The organism is Pseudoalteromonas nanhaiensis (assembly GCF_051235485.1).
GTDB classification, from domain to species: domain Bacteria; phylum Pseudomonadota; class Gammaproteobacteria; order Enterobacterales; family Alteromonadaceae; genus Pseudoalteromonas; species Pseudoalteromonas lipolytica_C.
Genome location: NZ_JBPNYQ010000035.1, coordinates 1 through 20429 on the forward strand (window position 1 = coordinate 1; position 20429 = coordinate 20429).

16 protein-coding genes and 1 pseudogene are annotated in these 20429 nt (G+C 41.6%); 15 read left to right on the forward strand and 2 right to left on the reverse strand.

Annotated elements, in window-relative coordinates:
- Nucleotides 1–204: 204 nt before the first annotated feature.
- On the reverse strand, nucleotides 205–699 hold the full coding sequence (locus ACSFVZ_RS19345; protein WP_435559448.1) for a serine protease external chaperone: 495 nt from the start codon (nucleotides 697–699) through the stop codon (nucleotides 205–207).
- Between the two features lie 127 nt (nucleotides 700–826).
- Here ACSFVZ_RS19345 and ACSFVZ_RS19350 point away from each other — a divergent pair, with 127 nt between their 5' ends.
- A complete protein-coding gene (locus ACSFVZ_RS19350) occupies nucleotides 827–4834 on the forward strand; it encodes a rhombosortase-dependent M36 family metallopeptidase (protein ID WP_135926687.1) in 4008 nt (1335 codons plus the stop codon).
- A 324-nt stretch (nucleotides 4835–5158) separates the two neighbouring features.
- Here the strand turns inward: ACSFVZ_RS19350 and ACSFVZ_RS19355 are convergent, their stop codons facing one another.
- Nucleotides 5159–7324, reverse strand: coding sequence for a M3 family metallopeptidase (locus tag ACSFVZ_RS19355; protein WP_281547123.1), 2166 nt, complete (start codon nucleotides 7322–7324; stop codon nucleotides 5159–5161).
- Between the two features lie 489 nt (nucleotides 7325–7813).
- On the opposite strand from ACSFVZ_RS19355, the gene folE2 reads away from it, so the two are divergent.
- From folE2 to ACSFVZ_RS19425, 14 genes and pseudogenes are all read left to right on the forward strand, one after another.
- Nucleotides 7814–8698, forward strand: coding sequence for a GTP cyclohydrolase FolE2 (gene folE2, locus ACSFVZ_RS19360; protein ID WP_435559449.1), 885 nt, complete (start codon nucleotides 7814–7816; stop codon nucleotides 8696–8698).
- 124 nt (nucleotides 8699–8822) lie between these two features.
- Entirely contained in the window at nucleotides 8823–10982 is a 2160-nt protein-coding gene (locus tag ACSFVZ_RS19365) for a S46 family peptidase (protein WP_435559450.1), read from the forward strand.
- Nucleotides 10983–11168: 186 nt separating this feature from the next.
- Nucleotides 11169–11810, forward strand: coding sequence for a thermostable hemolysin (locus ACSFVZ_RS19370; RefSeq protein ID WP_435559451.1), 642 nt, complete (start codon nucleotides 11169–11171; stop codon nucleotides 11808–11810).
- Nucleotides 11807–13264, forward strand: a pseudogene (locus ACSFVZ_RS19375) (AMP-binding protein); the annotation flags it as partial. The gene ACSFVZ_RS19370 and the pseudogene ACSFVZ_RS19375, both read left to right, overlap by 4 nt.
- 12 nt (nucleotides 13265–13276) lie before the next feature.
- Nucleotides 13277–13966, forward strand: a complete 690-nt coding sequence (locus tag ACSFVZ_RS19380; RefSeq protein ID WP_212748200.1) for an iron-containing redox enzyme family protein — start codon at nucleotides 13277–13279, stop codon at nucleotides 13964–13966.
- Complete coding sequence (locus tag ACSFVZ_RS19385; RefSeq protein ID WP_135926692.1) at nucleotides 13963–14739, forward strand: SDR family oxidoreductase; 777 nt, start codon at nucleotides 13963–13965, stop codon at nucleotides 14737–14739. Before ACSFVZ_RS19380 ends, ACSFVZ_RS19385 begins: the two co-directional genes overlap by 4 nt.
- Before the next feature lie 20 nt (nucleotides 14740–14759).
- Nucleotides 14760–15407, forward strand: a complete 648-nt coding sequence (locus ACSFVZ_RS19390) for a tetratricopeptide repeat protein (protein ID WP_138558404.1) — start codon at nucleotides 14760–14762, stop codon at nucleotides 15405–15407.
- 3 nt (nucleotides 15408–15410) lie between these two features.
- Nucleotides 15411–16070, forward strand: coding sequence for a response regulator transcription factor (locus tag ACSFVZ_RS19395; protein WP_135926694.1), 660 nt, complete (start codon nucleotides 15411–15413; stop codon nucleotides 16068–16070).
- Nucleotides 16070–17380 carry an ATP-binding protein gene (locus ACSFVZ_RS19400; protein ID WP_235384064.1) on the forward strand — a complete coding sequence of 437 codons (1311 nt, stop codon included), beginning with the start codon at nucleotides 16070–16072 and terminating at the stop codon, nucleotides 17378–17380. Before ACSFVZ_RS19395 ends, ACSFVZ_RS19400 begins: the two co-directional genes overlap by 1 nt.
- Before the next feature lie 19 nt (nucleotides 17381–17399).
- The gene (locus ACSFVZ_RS19405; RefSeq protein ID WP_138558418.1) at nucleotides 17400–17717 is read left to right on the forward strand and encodes a cupredoxin domain-containing protein; all 318 of its coding nucleotides are present in this window, start codon (nucleotides 17400–17402) and stop codon (nucleotides 17715–17717) included.
- Nucleotides 17704–18450, forward strand: a complete 747-nt coding sequence (locus tag ACSFVZ_RS19410; RefSeq protein ID WP_135926696.1) for an iron transporter — start codon at nucleotides 17704–17706, stop codon at nucleotides 18448–18450. The genes ACSFVZ_RS19405 and ACSFVZ_RS19410 overlap by 14 nt, the downstream gene beginning before the upstream one ends.
- Nucleotides 18438–19142, forward strand: coding sequence for a hypothetical protein (locus ACSFVZ_RS19415; protein ID WP_135926697.1), 705 nt, complete (start codon nucleotides 18438–18440; stop codon nucleotides 19140–19142). Before ACSFVZ_RS19410 ends, ACSFVZ_RS19415 begins: the two co-directional genes overlap by 13 nt.
- 201 nt (nucleotides 19143–19343) lie before the next feature.
- Nucleotides 19344–19553 (forward strand): cold-shock protein, encoded by a 210-nt coding sequence (locus tag ACSFVZ_RS19420; RefSeq protein WP_036972536.1) that lies wholly within the window; start codon nucleotides 19344–19346, stop codon nucleotides 19551–19553.
- A 173-nt stretch (nucleotides 19554–19726) separates the two neighbouring features.
- The gene (locus ACSFVZ_RS19425) at nucleotides 19727–20428 is read left to right on the forward strand and encodes a substrate-binding periplasmic protein (protein ID WP_138558402.1); all 702 of its coding nucleotides are present in this window, start codon (nucleotides 19727–19729) and stop codon (nucleotides 20426–20428) included.
- The last annotated feature ends 1 nt before the right edge of the window (nucleotide 20429 follow it).

Consider the following 20429-nt stretch of genomic DNA (forward strand, 5'->3'; position numbering starts at 1 on the left):
GATTGAAAAAGATCAGTTACCTGAATTTAAGTAGGGGCAACTGATCAAAATATATGTGAAAGAGTACTAGAACCTAGAACTTAGCGCATGATGACGCGGGATAAACCCGCTGCTACAAGCTGCTACAAGTAGGCGTGAAACTTGTAGCAGCGCATCTGAAGGCTGAGAGCTCCTTCATGTTGGGTTTCGCTGGCTCTAGCCAACCTACATCACCTCTTTTATCGGTGAATAATCAACTTTAATTTCAACAATATCGACATTGGCATTTTGTTTAAAAACGTCTTGCACTTTTAATAAATCAGTATCTTTTTCAGCAAGGTATCGATATGTTTTGTTGGTCATTTTTTTTAACGTGTATTGGATGCTAAGCTCTACCGGTAAGCTATTATCTTTGAGAGTTAAATAGATAGCGCCGGTAGCAATACCAGGCTCTTTCATCGCGTGATTAAATACTTCAGTGCCTTTGGTTAAAGTAGGCGCGGCAAAGGTAATTTTTTCGCCATTATTGCTAAAAGCGTTAATTGGTTTTTGTTTATTAATCTCGACCACTTTTTTAACATCTTTATCTAAAACTTGTTCTTTTTGTGAACTGCTTGCTGAGTGTTGCGAGCTACCTTGTTCGGATATTTCACTTTTTTGACAGCCTGATAAGAGTATTAGCGCTAGTATAACTAACTGTATATTAATTGCTTTGTTCATTATTGACCTGTTTGTTCGTTACTTTTGTTTACAATTGATTCTGTCTTTTGATTGCCAGATTAGGTACATTGGCTTTGGTTATGATTGTTAACCGAAAATAAAAATATAACAATAGGGAACGTAAGGAATGTCTCAATTTAAAGTAACTGCTGTTGCAACTATGGTAACGGCTATCTTGGCATCAACTCAAATACAAGCAAGTGAACAAACTCGCTTTTACAACGCATCAAGTGTTAGTTCTCAAGTACAGTTTAATCCTCAAGTATCTCAGCAACGTGCATTAGCTGAGCGTCGTACTGTATCAGGGCACAAATCAATTTTCGATGAGCAATTAGGTAAAGCTACGTTCCTTTGGAATGCGGTAGGTCAAGCTAAGCCAGACATGGCGATGATCCTTCCTGAGCAGCGCAATGCATACGCTGCTGATTTTTATCTAAATGCTTTAACGGGCGTTAGCGCTCTGAAAAAAGGTGTATCGAGCGCTGTACTAACTGATTTATCTGAGCAGAAGCTTGGTTCAATCACAGCTAAATACAAGCAAAAAGTACATGACATTGAAGTATTCAACCGTGAATACAACCTGATCATGGACAAAGAATATAACCTAGTTGCAGGTTCTGGCTACTTTGCAAACACAAGCGCTAGTGCAACCAAATCGTTCGCACCACTTGCTGAATTTGTTGGTGCGGAGCAAAGCATTAAACGTGCGATTAAAGAACTTGCTGATATCGACGTATCGCTAACTAAATCAACTGAACAAGGCGACTATGTTAAGTACAATGTGTCTAACCAAACTGGTGACAAAATTGTACTAGGCCAGCCACGTGCTAAGAAAGTATTCTTTGAAGTAGCAGGCGAGTTGCAATCTGCATACTACGTTGAAGTAGAAGTTGCTGATAAAAACAGCCTAGAAAGCGATTACTTCAGCTACGTTATTGGCGCACAAAACAGCAAAGTTTATTTCAAGAAAGACTTAAAAGCACACGCGGCAGACTTTAACTACCGTGTATGGGCTGACGAAGATGGTTATCCGTGGGAAGGTCCTCATGGCGACGTGATCCCAGCTGATGGTCCAGATCAAATCGATGAAACTGAAATCCTGGATGCACCACTTGTAAGTTTGTCTTACTATAAAAAACTAAGCACGATGGATCCGTGGCTTGCTGATGATGCTACAACCACTTCAGGTAACAACGTATTTGCTTATGCCGATGTAATCGCACCTCAAGGTTATACTGAAGGTGACTTCACTGCTGAAACTACATCAGACTTTACATTCGATTACCCTTATCAAGTTGACCAAGTAGCAAACAGCTACGATAACCGTAAAGCGGCAATCGTTAACTTGTTCTACATGAACAACTTCTTACACGATTTCTTCTACGACCATGGTTTTGACGAAACATCAAATGTTGCGCAAGTATCGAACTACGGCCGTGGCGGTGTTGAAGGCGACCCAATCGAAGCGCAAGCACAAGATAATAGCGGTTTAAACAACGCAAACATGTCTACGCCTGCTGATGGTGCAAGCCCTCGCATGCAAATGTATTTATACAATAGTAAAGATGCAAAAGTAGGCATTGACTATGGTGTGGTTGTAACATCTGACGCGACCATTGGTCTTCTAGATTCGTCAAAAGTATCTAGCTTTGGTCAAATGCAATTTGCTGATATCGCTGGCGAAGTTGTTCGTCTAGTGGACGATAATAACGTTGATTCTGGTAGCGTAACTGATGGTTGTGAACCTGCAACAAACGCAGCAGAACTAGCTGGTAAAATTGCGCTAGTAGACCGTGGTTCTTGTAACTTCACTGCAAAAGTACTACACGCTCAAGAAGCGGGTGCAATTGGTGCAATTGTTGTGAATAACAACCCAGATACTGATGAGCCAGCGCCAATGGGCGGTGAAGATGATGCAGTGCTTATCCCTAACATGGGTCTTAACTTTGCTGACGGTCATGCACTTTACGATGGTATCGATGCAGGCGAAACTGTTACTGTTAATATGTTCAATAAAGCTACGTTAAAAGACGGTACGTTAGATAACGGTATTATTGCTCACGAATGGGGTCACTATATCAGTAACCGTTTAGTGGGTAACTCATCGGGTCTTATCAACTTCCAAGGCCGCGCAATGGGCGAAGGTTGGGGTGATTTCCACTCATTAATGTTCATTGCGAAAGCAGATGACATCAACATCCCAGGTAACGACAAGTTCCAAAAAGCATACGGTAGCGGTACTTTCGTAGAAGACTTCTATTATGGTATCCGTCGTGTTCCATATTCAACAAATATGGACGTTAACCCACTGTCTTTCCGTCACATTACTGAAGATGCTGGTGATGATGTAGGTATTGCACCAACGAGTGTTGCTTCACCACACGCTGCAGGTGAAATTTGGGCAACCATGCTTTGGGAAAGCTACGTAGCGCTTATCAACAAGCACGGCTTTGAAGATGCTCAAAACCGTATGGCTAACTACCTAGTTGCTGGTTACAAGTTAACGCCAGTTGCACCATTATACACAGAAGCACGTGATGCAATCTTAGCGGCTGCATATGCAGTTGACCCTGAAGATTACAAACTAATCTTAGGTGCATTTGCTAAGCGTGGTATGGGCTTAGGTGCTCAAGCGCCAGATCGTTTCAGTGAAGATTTAACGGGTGTTGTTGAATCTGACAAAATGCAACTTGCAAGCTTTACCCTAAAAGATGTTGAAATGAATGCAAGCTACAATGGTGTTGAGCTTGGTTATTGTTCAAACGACAACATTCTTGATAAGGGTGAAACAGGTACTTTAACTGTTAGCATCATGAATACAGGTAGTGAAGTACTAACAGGTACACAAGCACAATTAACTGTTGTGAGTGGCCACGATGTTACATTTGAAAATGATGGCTTAATCACATTTGACGATACAACACCGTATGCTTCGCAAACAAGTGCGCCAATTAAGTTCACATTAAACGATGCTGGCACTGCTGATACGCTTGAAATCGAAGTGTCATTCCCTGAGCTTTCTGCTGATGATGAAATCGTTGAAGCTCTAAGCGATACAGTATCTTACCTTGTAAACATGGACTTTGAAGACAAGGCACCAGTTAGTTCACAAACTGCTGATGATATGGAAGTAGCAGGTACATCATTACGCGACTGGAAGGAGCACGTAATGACAGGTGATGACTTAGCTGTTGGCACGCAAAGCATGGCAACTGGCGGTAATGTTAACTTCTTCAACAGCTTTGGTTTTGGTCTTGGCGAGCAAACAATGTACTTGAACAACAATGACTTCCAGTCAGATGTTGCTATTGAGTCAAGAGAGTTCGACATTGGCTTTGCAGGTGAATTTGAAGTTTCATTCTGGCACTTCTACCTAATCGAAAACGAGTGGGATGGTGGTGTTGTAGAAATTAGCGTAAACGGTGGTAACTGGGTTGATGTTACTGAAATGGGCGGTTCATTTGATGTTGGTTACGACGGCCCACTAATCGAAAATGATGCACAAGCACTACAAGATCGCGATACCTTCACAGGTAACAATATTGATAATGGTGTTTATGGTAACTACGAAACTATTCGTTTTGGTACTGAACTAAACGGTAACCGTGCAAAATTACGCTTCCGTATCTCATCAGACAGCGCAGTACGTGAGTTCGGCTGGTGGATTGATAACGTGACTGTAAGCAATGTAACGTCACCAATCTTCTCGAACGTAATTGCTGGTGATACGTTAGCATGTGATAACGCACTTCCTATTATTAGTGTTTCTGGTGATGAAACGGTTACTGAATCGGCTTCAGGTACTGTGTCTGTTACAGCAACAGACCGTAACAACGACACACTAAGCTACACATGGACTCAAGTGAGCGGTACTACAGCAACGCTTACAGGCGCTGATACGGCTACTTTAGGCTTCAAGCCAGGTGCTATCTCAAGCGATGACGAGTTAGTATTTGAAGTAACAGTGAGCGATGGTACAGATTCTGTTTCAGAGCAGTTCACTGTTGCTGTAACTAACGAAGCTGAGCCTGTAGAAGAGAAAAAAGTAACTAAATCTAGCAATGGTAGCTTTGGTTTCTTAACGCTTCTACTTGCACCATTAGCGCTTATCGGCCGTCGCCGTAAACGTAAATAATACTTTTAAATAGTGATAACAAAGCCCTTACAGCTCGCTGTAAGGGCTTTTTTGTTTTTAAGTTAGCGAGAGTAAAGTTAGCGAGTTTCGAGATACGAGATAAAAGATACGAGATACAAGGTAGCAGATTTTACATCGCGTCCTAGAACCTATCCCCTTTTTGTAGGCGTGAAACTTGTTTCGCGCGTCTGAAGACTGATAGCTGGAAGGTTCTCTACGTTGGGTATCGCTTCGCTCGACCCAACCTACGTGAAGAGTAAAGAGGTTAAATGTTGTGGGGTTATCAATACTCGATAACCCCACAATTCGGCTTAGAGCTTAAAGCTATTGAACGGTTGCTTTTAAGCCACGGCGTTTTAACAACGCAGACGTATCAGGCTCTTGACCACGGAATGCTTTAAACGATTCCATCAGGTCACGAGAGTTACCTACTTCTAAAATTTCTTTACGGTATTTTTCACCCATTTCGCGAGTTAAACCACCTTGCTCTTGAACATAAGCAAACGCGTCTGCCGCTAGGATTTCACTCCACATATAAGCATAGTAACCAGCTGAGTAACCGCCGCCCATTGAGTGTGAGAAGAACGCAGATTTATAACGTGGTGGTACAAATGGTACGTTAACACCGTGCTTAGTAAGAGCTTGCTCTTCAAACTTTTCAATGTCTTGTAGTGGCGCATCAGCAGAAAGTGAGTGCCATTCCATATCAAGTAGTGCAGCAGCAACATACTCTAAAGTATCAAAACCTTGGTTAAAGCTACGAGATTGAATGACTTTTTCAAGTAGCTCATCTGGAATTGGCTCACCTGTTTTATGATGTTTCGCATAGTTAGCGATAACTTCAGGGTACATTGCCCAGTCTTCTTCAAAGGTAGAAGGAAACTCAACGAAGTCACGTGATACCGAGGTACCTGAAAGTGTTGGGTATTTAACTTTTGAGAACATACCGTGTAAGCCATGACCTAGCTCGTGGAAAATCGTTGTTGCTTCATCGTAGCTGATAAGCGTAGGTTCACCATTCGCGCCTTTTTGAATGTTCATTACATTCACAACTACAGGCTTTTGATTTTTTAGACCAGACTGCTTCACAAATGAGCTCATCCAAGCGCCACCACGTTTACCTTCACGAGCAAAGTAATCGGCATAGAAAATAGCTAGGCTTTTACCATTTTCGTCAAATAGTTCATATGCTTTCACATCAGGGTGATAAACTGGTAAGTCGCTACGTGGTTTAAAAGTAATCCCATATAAACGGTTCATTGTATAAAAAACACCGTCTTCAAGAACTCGATTAAATTCGAAATACTCTTTTACTGCATTTTCGTCTAGGTTGTATTTATCTTTGCGAACTTGCTCTGCGTAGAATAACCAATCCCATGGCTGTAGCTTAAATTGTTCACCAGACTCATCGATCTTAGCTTGAATAGCCGCTGCTTCAGCATTAACGTTTTGCATTAATGCAGGGATCATGCTCGCAAACATATCAAATACTGCTTGAGGTTTTTTCGCCATTTGTGACTCTAAACCAAAATCAGCCCAGCTGTCGTAGCCTAATAATTTAGCTTTTTGAGCGCGTAAGTGAGCAAGCTCTGCCACGATATCGCGGTTATTATTTTCACCTGATAGCGCACGCTCAGCCGATGCACGCCATACTTTTTCACGCAACTCACGGTTTTTAAGGGTTGCTAATATAGGCTGGCGAGTTGTATTGGTGATCTTAATTAAGTACTTGCCGTCATGACCAGCTTCCGTTGCTGCATTAGCAAGCTGTTCAATTTGACCCGCAGGTAAGCCTTCAAGCTCAGCTTTGTCATCAACAATAACAACATTTGTTTTTGTCAGTGCTAATAAGTTTTGCGAAAACTGCGTCGTTAAACTTGAATGCTTAGTATTGATATCACGAATTTGCTGTTTTTGTTCGGCATTTAATTGTGCACCAGCGCGAACAAAACGCTTGTAGTAAACATCAAGTAAACGTTTTTCTTCGGCTGTTAATGCTAGTTTGTCTGCATCGTTATAAACCGCTGCTACTTTTTCAAAAAGTGCTTTATTAAGAAAAATATTATCGTTATGTGATGCTAACTTAGGTGCTAATTCTTTTTGGATTTCACGGCGAGCAGGGTTTGAGTCACTGCCTGCTAAGTTATAAAAAATGCTACGAGTACGGGTTAACAGCTCACCACTTTTTTCAAGAGCAACAACAGTATTGGCAAAATCAGGCTTTGCAGGGTTGTCGATGATAGCTTGTACTTCAGCCATTTGCTCTGCCATGCCTTTATTGAAAGCTGGCATAAAGTGTTCATCTTTAATAAGGCTAAAATCAGGCGCCTCGTATTGCAGTGCACTTTTAACAAATAGTGGGTTTGCTTGTTCAGCTGCAGTTACTTCTGCTGTTTGTTCAGTTTTACGCGTATCAGCTGTAGTTTGAGGTTCAGAACAGGCCGTTAGTAATAACGCTGAGCTGATCGCGGTTGCGACTAGGTGTTTCATAGTGTTTCTCTTGTCATTTTTTAAAGTAATTGTACCGATATAACGTTATGTCAGCACTTTATGTCATCCTAGTGTTGGTTGTTAGTATGAGATTACACAAAGATGGCACGAATGTGTGCATGAGTGAGGCTGATATAACTTTGCGGTTAATATATAGAGCATACTGTGTATCGATAGCAATAATCTCATTCGTTGCGATAAGGTGATTATTGGCTGCGATAAGTGGTTAATTTTCGTAAATGTCAGCGTATCTTTTTCGACTTCTCAAGCTAAATTGTTATCAGATACTGTTTAAAATTAATACTCATAATGCAAGTTCGTCCTTACGTTTATAGCTGCATGACAATGATGGTGTGAAAGGTCCAAAAATTAGCTCTTGATAAATTTTTATGATGTTATATTGTATCATTTTCTTTGGTGCGATAGCACTTATTCAGTTCATCAGAATTGATGCTTTAGCAATATATATAAATAATACAAGAAGTTGATATGCAATTACCCGATATAACCTCGCACTCTAATACAGATTTTCAATCACCTTTAAAATGGGTTGGCATGGAAGGTATCGCATTACCTTGTAAACTTGCACAACCTAATGTTGATGCGCACCTTAATGCCAAAGCAGATATTTTTGTCAGCCTTGATAGCGATGCAAAAGGCATTCATATGTCGCGTCTCTATTTACTACTTAATCAGCTATTGGCAAAACAAAGCTTAACTAGTCAGCGTGTTAGTGAGTTTATGAATGCCGTTTTAGCATCACAAAAAGACTTAAGTAAAAGCGTAAAACTGGTGCTGCATTTTGATTTACCAGAGCTAAAACCAGCGCTCCTGAGCGACCATTGCGGTTACAATGCTTACCCTGTAGTTTTAACCATCACGAAGCAGCAATCACTTACCATTAACTTAAAAGTCGATATTGCCTATAGCAGCACGTGCCCATGTTCAGCGGCATTATCGAGGCAGCTTTTGAGCGAAGCGGTCGATAAACAGTTTAGCGATGCCGCTATTGATAAAGCATCTTTAATCAATTGGCTCACAAGTGAACAGGGCTCTATTGCAACCCCTCATAGCCAGCGCTCATATGCGTATATCGATGTCACTTTTAGTAGCGAAAAGCTTCCGGATATTAGTGGCTTTATCACAGTCTGTGAGCAAGCCATAGGGACCCCAGTGCAAACCGCCGTTAAGCGTGAAGATGAACAAGCATTTGCCGCCCTTAACGCAAAAAACTTATTATTTTGCGAAGATGCAGCAAGGCGGCTAAAGCAGTGCTTCGAAACCATGCCAGGTATTACTGATTACCAATTTAAAGTGGAGCATCAAGAAAGCTTACACGGCCACAATGCTGTGGTTTATGAGTCTAAGTATTAGGCCATACAGCCTTATTTGGTTTACAAACTTTGACATTAGCGGTCGCAAATTATTGCTATTGGCTAGCACAATGATAATGATAAGAGCGCTAAAAAGATAAACATAACAAATATAAAGGACGACTATGCGTTTTAAATTTATTGCTGCTGCAGTGGGTCTCGCTGTAGCAAATGTTGCTGTTGCCGACGAAGGCATGTGGCAACCTCACCAGCTACCAGAACTTGAATCTATCCTAAAAACGAAAGGCTTGAGCATTGATGTAGAGTCAATTTCAAAACTGACTGAGTTTCCGATGAATGCGGTAATTAGCCTTGGTGGCTGTACCGCTTCGTTTGTTTCACCAAAAGGCTTAGTTGTAACAAACCATCACTGTGCCTATGGTTCGATTCAATATAACTCAACCACCGAAAATAACATTTTAGAAAATGGCTTTTTAGCTAAAACAACGGGCGAAGAAGTGCCTGCAGCGCCGGGTTCTCGTGTTTATGTGACAGAGCAAGTGACAGAAGTTACCGATAAAGTAAACCAAGGTACTGAACAGCTAACAGGTAAAGCACGCTTTGATGCCATTGAAGCAAATGAAAAAGCACTTGTTAGTGAGTGTGAGCAAGACCAAAGCTACCGCTGTAATGTGTATACCTTCCATGGTGGTCTTGAATATTACTTAATTAAAGCGCTTGAAATTAAAGATGTACGTTTAGCGTATGCACCAGCGATGGGCGTAGGTAAATACGGCGGCGATATCGACAACTGGATGTGGCCGCGCCACACCGGTGATTTCTCGTTCTATCGCGCGTATGTTGGCAAAGATGGCAAGCCTGCTGAATATTCAGAAGATAACGTACCGTACCAGAGTGATGCGTTTTTAAAAGTAAGCGCTAAAGGCGTACAAGAAGGCGATTTTGTGATGGTTACCGGTTATCCGGGCAGCACAAACCGTTACCGTATTTCGCCTGAAGTTGATTACGTGTTTAACACAGCCTACCCATTAGCGCGTAAATATAATTCTAAATATGTCTCGTTGATTGAAGAAAATGCCCCTGATGGTTCAGAGGCACGTATTGCTTATGAAAGCACGATTGCGGGTTACAACAACTACATTAAAAACTATGGCTCAATGATTGAGAGCTTTAACAAAGGTTCAATGTATAGCCGTAAGCAGCAATTCGAAAAAGATCTCACTGCGTGGATCAATGAAGATAGTAAGCGCAAAGCTAAATACGGACATGTACTTGCTGATTTAACGGCGTTAGTTGCTGAGTCTCAAGAGCACAACCAACGGGACCGTATGTTAGGTTACGTACACCGCTCACAAATGATGTCATCGGCTCGTATGCTCTATCGTTTAGCTTATGAAAAACAAAAGCCAGATGCTGAGCGCGAAAGCGGTTATCAAGAGCGTGATATGCCGCGCATTAAATCACGCCTAGAAAGCATGAGTCGTCGTTATGATGAAACCGTTGATAAAGCCATTTTATTGTACTTTATTGAGCAATATGCAGCTTTGCCAAACGATGAGCGAGTTGCAGAGGTAGATAAAGCGCTTGGTTTAACCAATGGTTTTGATAAACAAAAACAACAAGCGTTACTTGATGATATGTATGCTAAATCGGTTCTTGCAGATGAAAGCAAACGTTTATGGATGACAGAACTTGACCTTGCTCAGTTAAAGCAAAGTAGCGATCCATTCATTCAATACGCTCAAGCTGTTTTTGCCGTTACTAAAGACATTGAAGATGCGAAAAAAGAGCTGGCTGGTAAACAGCAAGCTGCTCGCCCTGCATTAATGGAAGCAATTATCGCTTATAACAAGGCACTTAATAAGCCTGTTTATGCTGATGCAAACAGCACCTTGCGTGTAACTTACGGCACGGTAGGCGGCTATTCACCGCAAGATGGCTTAGTGGCAACCCCCTTTACATCTTTAGAAGGCTTGCTTGCAAAAAATACCGGTGTTGAACCATTCAACTCACCAGAAAAGCAAAATGAGTTAATTAAGCAAAAGCTTTATGGCGATTACACAGGCGGTATGAATACGGTTCCGGTTAACTTTTTATCAAATGTAGATACCACAGGTGGTAACTCAGGTTCACCAACATTAAATGGTAATGCTGAGCTAGTTGGTTTGTTATTTGATGGTGTTTACGAAAGTATTATTGGTGATTGGGATTACGATGAAAATTTAAATCGCTCAATTCACGTTGATTCACGATACATGTTGTGGGTGATGGATAAAGTTGATAATGCTCAAAATCTACTTAAAGAGATGACTATCGTTAAGTAATCTAAGTTTAACGTTAATTTAAGCATTAAAATGCCAGTCTAACAGACTGGCATTTTTGTTTTTAATAAAAATAAAAGCTTTAAATATCATGAGGTTGAAAAATATTTATAAAAATTAATTTTTCTTAAGTTTTATTTAAGTTTCGCTCGATAAATTTTACACATAACCTAAGTGGAGCGAACAATTATGCTTTCAGTTCAACAATCACATCAAACTCAATTTCAAGAGCCTGCCTTTATTTGCACGCGTGAAGGAGGTCAGTTCCGCGACCGTCTTGAGAGTAATATTAAGCAAGGTTTTGCTGCAGCTTATGATGCGAAAATTTCGCAGTTCATGCCGCTTCTTTGTGAGCTGAATGTTGATGATGAAGTATGTACGTTAGGTCTTCGCTCTGCATCACAACCTTTGTTTATTGAACAATACCTCCCTGTGTCTATTGAGCACTTTGTCGGTGCCAAGCGTGAGCACATTTTTGAGTTAGGTAATTTATGCTCAACGCATCGAAAAGCCACCTTGGCACATTTTGTTTTAATGAACGAAGCACTCTACCAAGCGGGAGCAAAATATTTAGTGTTTTGTGCAACCCGTAAAGTCAGAGCGCTATTAAAAATGCTAGGTGTTAATTGCAAAGAAATTGGTGTTGCAAATGCACAAGCACTCCAAGATCCAGCAAGCTGGGGTAGCTATTACGACAACCAACCAACCATTTGTGTGGTTGACCTAAACGAAGCACATCAACGTGTATTAAACACCCCTGTTTTATTCAATATTAAACAGCAGTGCTTACAGTCATCCCTTGAATTGGCTGTTTATTTGGAGGCGCTATGAGCTGGTTAACACAGTTACCACACAAAGATAGCGATACCTTAATGGTTTGTCATCAAAGTGAAGGTGTGCGCTCACTGACTAAACAAGATTTTACTGAACAAGTAACTCGTCTGTTAGCTACCTTGGTTGAGTTTAATGCTGAGGGTGTCGCCTATCAATTAGATAACACACCTGCTTGGTGTGTATTAGAAGCTGCGCTTAGCGAACTTAAAAAAGTGGCAATTCCGCTACCAACATTTTTTACGGCTCAGCAAATAGCGTTTGGTTTGCAAAGCAGTGGGGCTGGGCTATTTGTATGTGACCGCGCTTACGAAGGTGAGCATGCAAGGTTAGTGGCGTTAGTCGATGTATGTAAGCATTACCCTTTATATGTTTATCAATTAAGTAATACACAGCCAGTTCCTTATTTTGCAAACACGCAAAAGATTACCTTTACGTCGGGCTCAACGGGTACACCAAAAGGTGTGTGTTTATCGCTTGAGAGCCAGATGCAGGTAGCGACATCACTTTATCAAAGCATTGGTTTAGAAAAACCAAACCATTTATGTTTACTGCCGCTACCGGTTTTACTTGAGAATTTAGCGGGTGTGTATGCGCCGCTATTAGCAGGTGGCACAGTTAACTTAGTGCCTTTAGCTGAACTTGGGTTTTCTGGCGCACAGCTACTTGAGCCACATAAATTAATAGCAGCCATTGAACGCACTGAGCCAAATACCCTTATTTTAGTGCCTGAGTTGCTGACTTGTTTAGTGGCTTTTGCAAAGCAAGGCTGGCAAGCACCTAAAAGCTTAAAGTTTATTGCAGTGGGTGGCGCGGTTGTAAGCCAAGCACTTATTAAGCAAGCCCGAGAGTCCGGTTTACCGGTTTATCAAGGCTATGGTTTGTCTGAGTCTTCATCGGTGGTGAGCCTAAACACGCGCGATGATGATGGCATCGACACCGCAGGGCGAGTTCTCAAACATATCCAATACAAAATTGAAAATGGTCAGCTTTATATCAAAGGCTCATTGTTTTTAGGGTACTTAGGTCAAGCAGCGCAAAGTGCCGACGATTGGTATGCAACTGGCGATCTCGTCACTGAGCAAGCAGGCCGCTTGGTTATTCAAGGTCGCTTGAAAAATCAGCTGATCACCAGCTTTGGGCGCAATATCAGTGCCGAGTGGCCAGAGTCGTTATTGCTTAGCCACAGCCAGGTACAACAAGCGGTGGTGATTGGCGAAGGCCAAGCATTTTTAGCTGCGCTTATCTATGCAAACCAAGCGATGAGTGACGATGAACTTGCTGCTCATATTACGGCACAAAACGCGCAATTACCCGAATACGCACAGATCAAAAAGTGGCATCGAATGGCAGAGCCTATGAGCCACACGCAAGGTTTATTAACCAGCAATAATCGCCCCAAACGCGATGTTATTAATCAATTTTTTGCTACAGAGATTTCAGCACTTTATCAAGAGGCGACGAGCATGAGTCAATTTTTCAATACATTACAAGCCGAAACACAGAAAGAGCGTGACTACCTTTTAGCTGCGCCAATTATTAGCCGCGTTTTTAAAGGTGAAGTCAGCCTGAGTGAATACGCATCGTTCTTAACGCAAGCTTATCACCATGTTAAACACACCGTGCCACTGCTAATGGCTGTAGGCGCAAAGCTGAGCGATAAACAAGAGTGGCTGCGCGAAGCTGTTGCAGAATACATCGAAGAAGAGTTAGGCCACCAAGAATGGGTGCTAAACGATATTGCAGCCTGTGGTTTTGATAAAGAGTTAGTGCGTCATTCTCGTCCACAATTTTCGACTGAATTAATGGTGTCGTATGCCTACGATACAATTAATCGCGGTAACCCATTGGCCTTCTTTGGCATGGTGCATGTGCTTGAAGGCACCTCGATTGCCTTAGCCGATAATGCAGCGGGGCAAATCCGTGAGGTTGTAGGTTTACCTAAAAAGGCGTTTACCTACCTTACCTCGCATGGTGCTCTTGATATTGAGCACGTGAAGTTTTTCGAAAATCTGATGAACAAAATAGATAACGAGGACGATCAGCAAGCGATTATTCACGCCGCAAAATGTTTTTATAAACTGTACGGCAATATTTTCCGTGACCTCGATTCAGAACCTTTCTTTAGCGAGGCTGACTTGGAGCAAAGCGCATGAGTAGCCCAGTGTGTGTGCTAACCGGTGCGACAGGGGGCATTGGCCGTGCCATTGCCCTTCGTCTTGCAAAAGAAGGTTGGCGTGTATTATTGGTAGGCCGAAATATAAAGCAACTTGCTGCATTGCAATTGGAGTGCGGCAATGACGCTGAGTATTTTCAAGCCGACCTAAGTAACAGTGAATCTCGCAATGATCTTGCTAAGTTTGCCCAGCAAATTGGCGGCGCAACGCTGCTTATCAATAACGCGGGCGTTAATGTGATGCAAGGCTTTAGTGAAATAAGCGAGCAGCAAATTGATCATCTGTTAAATATTAATCTAAATGTACCTATTAAATTGTGTCAGCTGTTTTTACCACAAATTACCCGTAATAAAGGCACGATTGTGAATATAGGTTCATCGTTTGGCAGCATCGGCTATCCATATCAAACCTTGTACTGTGCCAGCAAGTTTGGCCTTAGAGGAATGACCGAAGCCCTTGCCAGAGAGCTTAGTCACAGTGATGTGAAAGTATTGTACTTAGCGCCTCGTGCCACCGATACCGCGATTAATTCGCCGCAAGTACGTGCGATGAACAAAGAGTTGGGTAACACCATGGACCCGCCTGAAAAAGTGGCTGATGCATTAATAGATTTAATTAAATCCAAAAAACGTCGCCGTTTTATCGGCTTCCCAGAAACATTATTTGCTCGTATTAACGGGGCATTTCCATCATTAGTTGATAACGCAATAGCAAAACAACTTCCTAAAATTAAAAGTTTTTTTGCCAACTAAATTGATTAAGGTGAATGATTATGACTAAACTAAATTTTAAAGCTCTAATGATGATAGCTGTTATCATGGCTGCGCCTGCAAAAGCCGACTTTAATAGCGATTTAAGTTCGGTGCAAAAGCAATGGGCTGTGGTTAATTACGAATTAGTTGACGATGCGCAGCTAGATGCCTTTGAAAAGTTAGCGAATGAAACCGCAGAGTTTACAAAAGCGAACGATCAGCAAGCGGCAAGCCATATTTGGTACGGTATCGTGTTATCGAGCTATGCAGGTGCGAAAGGGGGATTAGGTGCGCTGGGTCTTGCAAAAGATGCCAAAGCACAATTTGAAAAAGCGCTTAAGCTTGATCCACAAGCACTGAATGGTTCGGCTTATACAAGTTTGGCAACTTTATACGGCAAAGTGCCAGGTTGGCCAATTGGCTTTGGTGATGATGATGAAGCCAAAAAACTGTTTAAAAAAGCCCTTGAGCTAAATCCTTATGGAATCGATAGTAATTATTTATATGCGTCATTTTTATATGATGAGCATAAGTATCAGTCAGCTAAAGAATTTTTATTAGTAGCTCAGCAAGCGCCAGCGCGCCCTGATAGACCAAAGGCAGACCTTTACCGCCAACAAGAAATTACTAAACTATTGGCTAAGGTAGAGAAAAAATTAAAGAGATAAGCTATGCATTTATTGCTCGTTGAAGACGACCACTTAGTGGCAGAAGGCCTGTGTCGTTCTTTACGTCAACAAGGTTATAGTGTTGAACACAGTGCAACCGTTAAGTCAGCGATGCAATGGCTGCAAAATGATGAAATTGAGCTGGTAGTCCTTGATTTAGGACTACCAGACGGTGATGGCATCGACATTCTAAAGCACATCAAAAAGCATCGTAAAAACCTGCCGGTGGTGATTTTAACCGCTCGCGGTAGTATTGATGATAAAGTCATGGGGCTAGATTTAGGTGCTGATGATTATCTTGCAAAACCTTTCGATCCCGCAGAGTTATTTGCACGTCTTCGGGTTGCTAGTCGGCGATTGACCCAAGCTCAAACCAGCACCTTAAAAGTTGGCGATGTTGAAATGGACACCGCCGCATTTACCGTAAGATTTCAAGATGAGCCGGTAAACTTGCCGCGCAAAGAGTTTATGCTCCTTAAAGCCTTGCTAGAAAACCAAGGTCGCGTGCAATCAAAACAACAGTTAGAAAGTAAACTATACGAATGGGGCGAAGAGGTGGGGTCAAATACCATCGAAGTGCACATTCATCACTTGCGTAAAAAATTCCCAAAAGAGTTTATTAAAACCTTGCGTGGTATTGGTTATGTGGTGGGTAAACGCTAGTGTCAATTCGTAAAAGACTGACATTACTTATCTTATCCATGGTGATCCTAACCTGTTTTTTGGCTTTTACTAAAGGTTATCGTGAAAGCATGAATCAGGCTGAAGCGCTGCTCGATAACGAGCTGGTAACGTTGGCGCATGTGTTAATCGAGCAACCACTTAGTAATGAAACCCCAGCTTATACGAGTGATTTACCGCAGTTATTATTTCAAGTTTGGGTTGATGACAGCTTGGCCTCAAGCTCAAAGTCATTGCAGAATAACGCTATAAATCAAAGTCAGTGGCAAACCGGGTTTAGCGTTGAGAACTTGGCCGGGCAACGAGTCAAAGTGTATCGCTTAAGCGAAGGTAATAAGCGAGTGCTTATCGCTGAGCCTTTGAGTAAGCGAGTGGCGCTCACCGAAACTGTAATTTTATCGGCCATGACGCCGCTGTTATGGAGTGTGCCTATCCTTGCTCTCCTTATTAGTGTGTTTGTAAAACAAGGGCTTGCGCCACTAACTCGGTTGTCGAATCAACTTAAACATCGTCAGGCAAATGACTTTACGGCTATCCCTTGGCAAACCCCAGAGCAAGAAATAAAACCCGTAATTAGCCGCTTAAACGACCTATTTAAACGGGTTGAAAGTGCCTATTTACGAGAGCGCTTTTTTGCCTCTGATGCAGCCCATGAACTGCGCACGCCGCTGAGTAGTTTAAAAATAAATGTACATAATTTAGTTGCCCAAGGTGTCGATAGTGTTGAGCTTGATGCGATGGAAAAAGGCGTTGATAAGTTGAGCAATATCGTTGAGCAGATGCTAATTTTAGGGCGGACTTATCCAGAGCAATGGCAGGCGCAATTTAGTTCAGTGTCGGTGTTAGAAATTAGCCAGCAAGTTGTTGCACAACTTTATGATCGTATAGACGAAAAAGAGCATACCATCAGCATTGATGGCGATGATTTTATTATTGCTGGTGACGAATTTACCTTGGTTACTTTGTTTGGCAATTTACTGAGTAACGCCATAAAATACACCCCAGCTGTGGGAGAGATTTGTATTACCCTGAAAACCGAAAATAATCGTTTTGTCTGGCAAATAGATGACTCGGGACCCGGTATTGATGAAGCTCAAAAACAGCGCATTTTTAATCGCTTTTATCGCGTGGGTGGTGATAAACATCCATCGGGTGAGCAAGGAGCTGGGCTTGGTATGGCCATTGTTGAACATATAGTATCGATTTATAACGCTGATATTACTTTAGCAGACAGCCACCTTGGCGGCTTGCGAGTGAGCGTGTCCTTTATGCAAGGAGACGTCAGTGAATAAATGGATTGCTGCACTGTCTATGTTATTGTGTATGTCATCTTGGCTTGCTTGTGCCAAAGAATACAAACTGATCTTAAAAGATCATTTGTTTTATCCCGCTGAAATAAAAGTACCTGCCAATAAAAAGCTACGTTTACTCATCGAAAATCAAGATAGCACTCCTGAAGAGTTCGATAGCTTTGATTTAAACCGCGAAAAAGTGCTTTATCCTGGCCGAACCAGTGTGATTTATATCGGCCCACTAAGCCCTGGCCGTTATGACTTTTTTGGCGAATTTTCGCCTAATACGGCCCGAGGAACGGTTGTGGCTACGGAGGTAGATAATGCTGATAACTAGTTTATTAATGAGCATTAATCAGCTTTTACCGGTTGTGATTTTAGCCGTGTTACTCAGGTTGATAGTACCTCTTAATCAGCGACAATTAGGTCTATATGCTGTTATTGGCACCATTATTAGTTTGCTATTTGTACAAGGTGCGGCGACGATGAGCCAGTTGTTTGAACACCGTGGTTTAGAGTTCATTCAAATGTTGCTATGTATCATGATTTTTGTTGCTGCATTAATCAGTTGTCAACAAAACACTGTAGCCGCCGCTGCTGCTCTCATTGCAACAATGACCCTATATTTGAGCCATTACATGATTTACCTAGTCAGTTTTTGGCACAATAAAGATGCTGCTGAGCCTTTACTGCTTGGCACTTTTCTAGGAATAGGAATTTGTGTCAGCTTTGGTATTTTATTGTTCTTTTTGCTGGAAAGTGTTGCCAGACGAGCAAAAATGCAGCCATTGATTGTATTGCTTGCCTTAAATGCAACAGCAAAGTTATTAATATTTCTTGATTTAGCGAGTCAGGTCGATTTAATTGATGTGACTTCAAGCTATCTAGATTGGCGCAACTTTTTAGCCGAAAACTCAGAACTTGGCCGGGTGCTAAAAGCCTTAGTCGGTTACGAAGCCACGCCAAGTAAAACCGCGCTTTGGGTATATGTAATTGCGAGCGCCGTATTTATTGCCTTGGCTCGCGCTCTAAAAGTTAAACATAAAAAGGAGCCTGTATGCGGTTCTTAATAATCAGTTTTAGCTATCTGTTTGCAATTTGCTTTGCACACGTTGTCCATGCAGATGGCATGGTCGTTGATAAAGTATATCACCCTTACGTGTTACCTTTTGAACGTGAAGTTGAGTGGCGTTTAGTGTCTAGGCAAACCGATAACGGTAATGTGCTTGCACAGCGCGCAGGTTTTGGTGGTGCAATTAACGACACCATGAGCCTTGAAGGGTATTTAGTTGGCGAGCGCGATGATAACGGTGACTTTGGCTTATCTTCATATGAGGTGGAGTTACGTTGGCAACTTGTAGAACAAGGGCGTTTATGGGCAGATTGGGGGGCATTATTTGAACTTGAAAAGCAGCACACTATAGATGCATACGAAGCGACGACTGGCTTTTTATGGGAAAAAGAGTTTGGTCGTACTAGCCTGACTATGAATGCATTTTTAGTGTATGAGTGGGGGGCTGATATAGAAAATGAATGGGAAAGTGAGTTCCGTTTGCAGTACCGTTATCGCTATCGCTCTGCATTTCAGCCATCAATAGAAGTTTATGCTGGCGAGGACTTTTTTGGTGTGGGCCCTGGTTTTATTGGTTTGCATCGTTTTAGTGCGAAGCGTCAATTAAAATGGGAAGCAGGATTTATAAGCGAATTATCGCAATCAGGCCGCGACCATAGCTTTCGCTTGGCTTTAGAGTTTGAGTTTTAATTTCGATAGTGTTTGACTTATTCAAGTAACTCTATATAGTAGGCACCAGCTAGAAAGAAAGCGTGTAATTAATAAATCTTTATTTCGTTGTTGTATAAGTAATACTTGTAGTACCGTCCTGAAGTTTTTAAGTACCATCTCATTTTTTGCTACACCCGCCCATTAGGGCATGTTTAATTTTTTTATATCAGGAATAATACTATGTCTAACATCGTATCAGGTACAGTTAAGTGGTTTAACGAATCTAAAGGTTTTGGTTTCATCGAGCAAGAAAATGGCCCAGACGTGTTTGCACACTTCAGCGCTATCAAAAGCGACGGTTTCAAAACTTTAGCTGAAGGCCAACGTGTAGAGTTCACTCTTTCACAAGGTCAAAAAGGCCCACAAGCGGATAACATCACTCCGTTATAATATTTGCTGAAAAGTAAATATTAAGAAGAAGCAAGCTACGGCTTGCTTTTTTTGTGCCTAAAAATTGACTGAAGATATGAATATTTCTATATTTAATTCGGCTATCTAATGAGGATGTACGAATTATCATAAAGTATTTGTTTTTAGCTTGTCTTAGCTTTGCTCCGAGTTTGATGGCAAAACAAACTATCACCATTTATACAGAGCAATTTCCACCCTATAACTTTTCCAACAAAGGTCACCTAGAGGGTATTAACCTAGAGTTTGTTAGGGCAATGTGTGTGGAAGCAGAGATTGAGTGTCAATTTGAGCTATTGCCTTGGCCTAGAGCCTATCATTTAGCGCAAAAAAAGCCATTGTCTGGTTTAGTGTCAACTGCGCGTATTACCGACAGAGAAGCACTATTTAATTGGATAGGCCCGCTTGCGTCATCAAAAAACTTCTTTTATCGCCTCAAATCTAATGAGCACATCAACCCGCGTGACCTAGCACAAGTAAAAGAATACAGCGTATGTACTGTTAGAGAGAGTATTTACGAAAACTTTTTAGAGAGCTTAGGGTTTAAAGCAGATAAGAACTTATTAAAAGTAAGCCATTACTATGAATGTATAAATCTGTTTTTAAAAAACAAGGTTGAATTAATTGTTGGCTCTGAGTTGTCATTTCGGTATTTATTAATGCAATACGGCCATTATGGGCAAGAGGTTGTCAAACTGGTTGAGTTACCGCTTGAGAGAACACAAGGTAACTTTTTAGCTCTTAATAAAGATATCCCTGATGAGGTATTATCAAAACTACAGGCAAGTTATGATCGATTGATTCAGCGCGGTTTACTCGAAAAATATATTGCAGATTATTTTGTCCCAATAGAGTAAA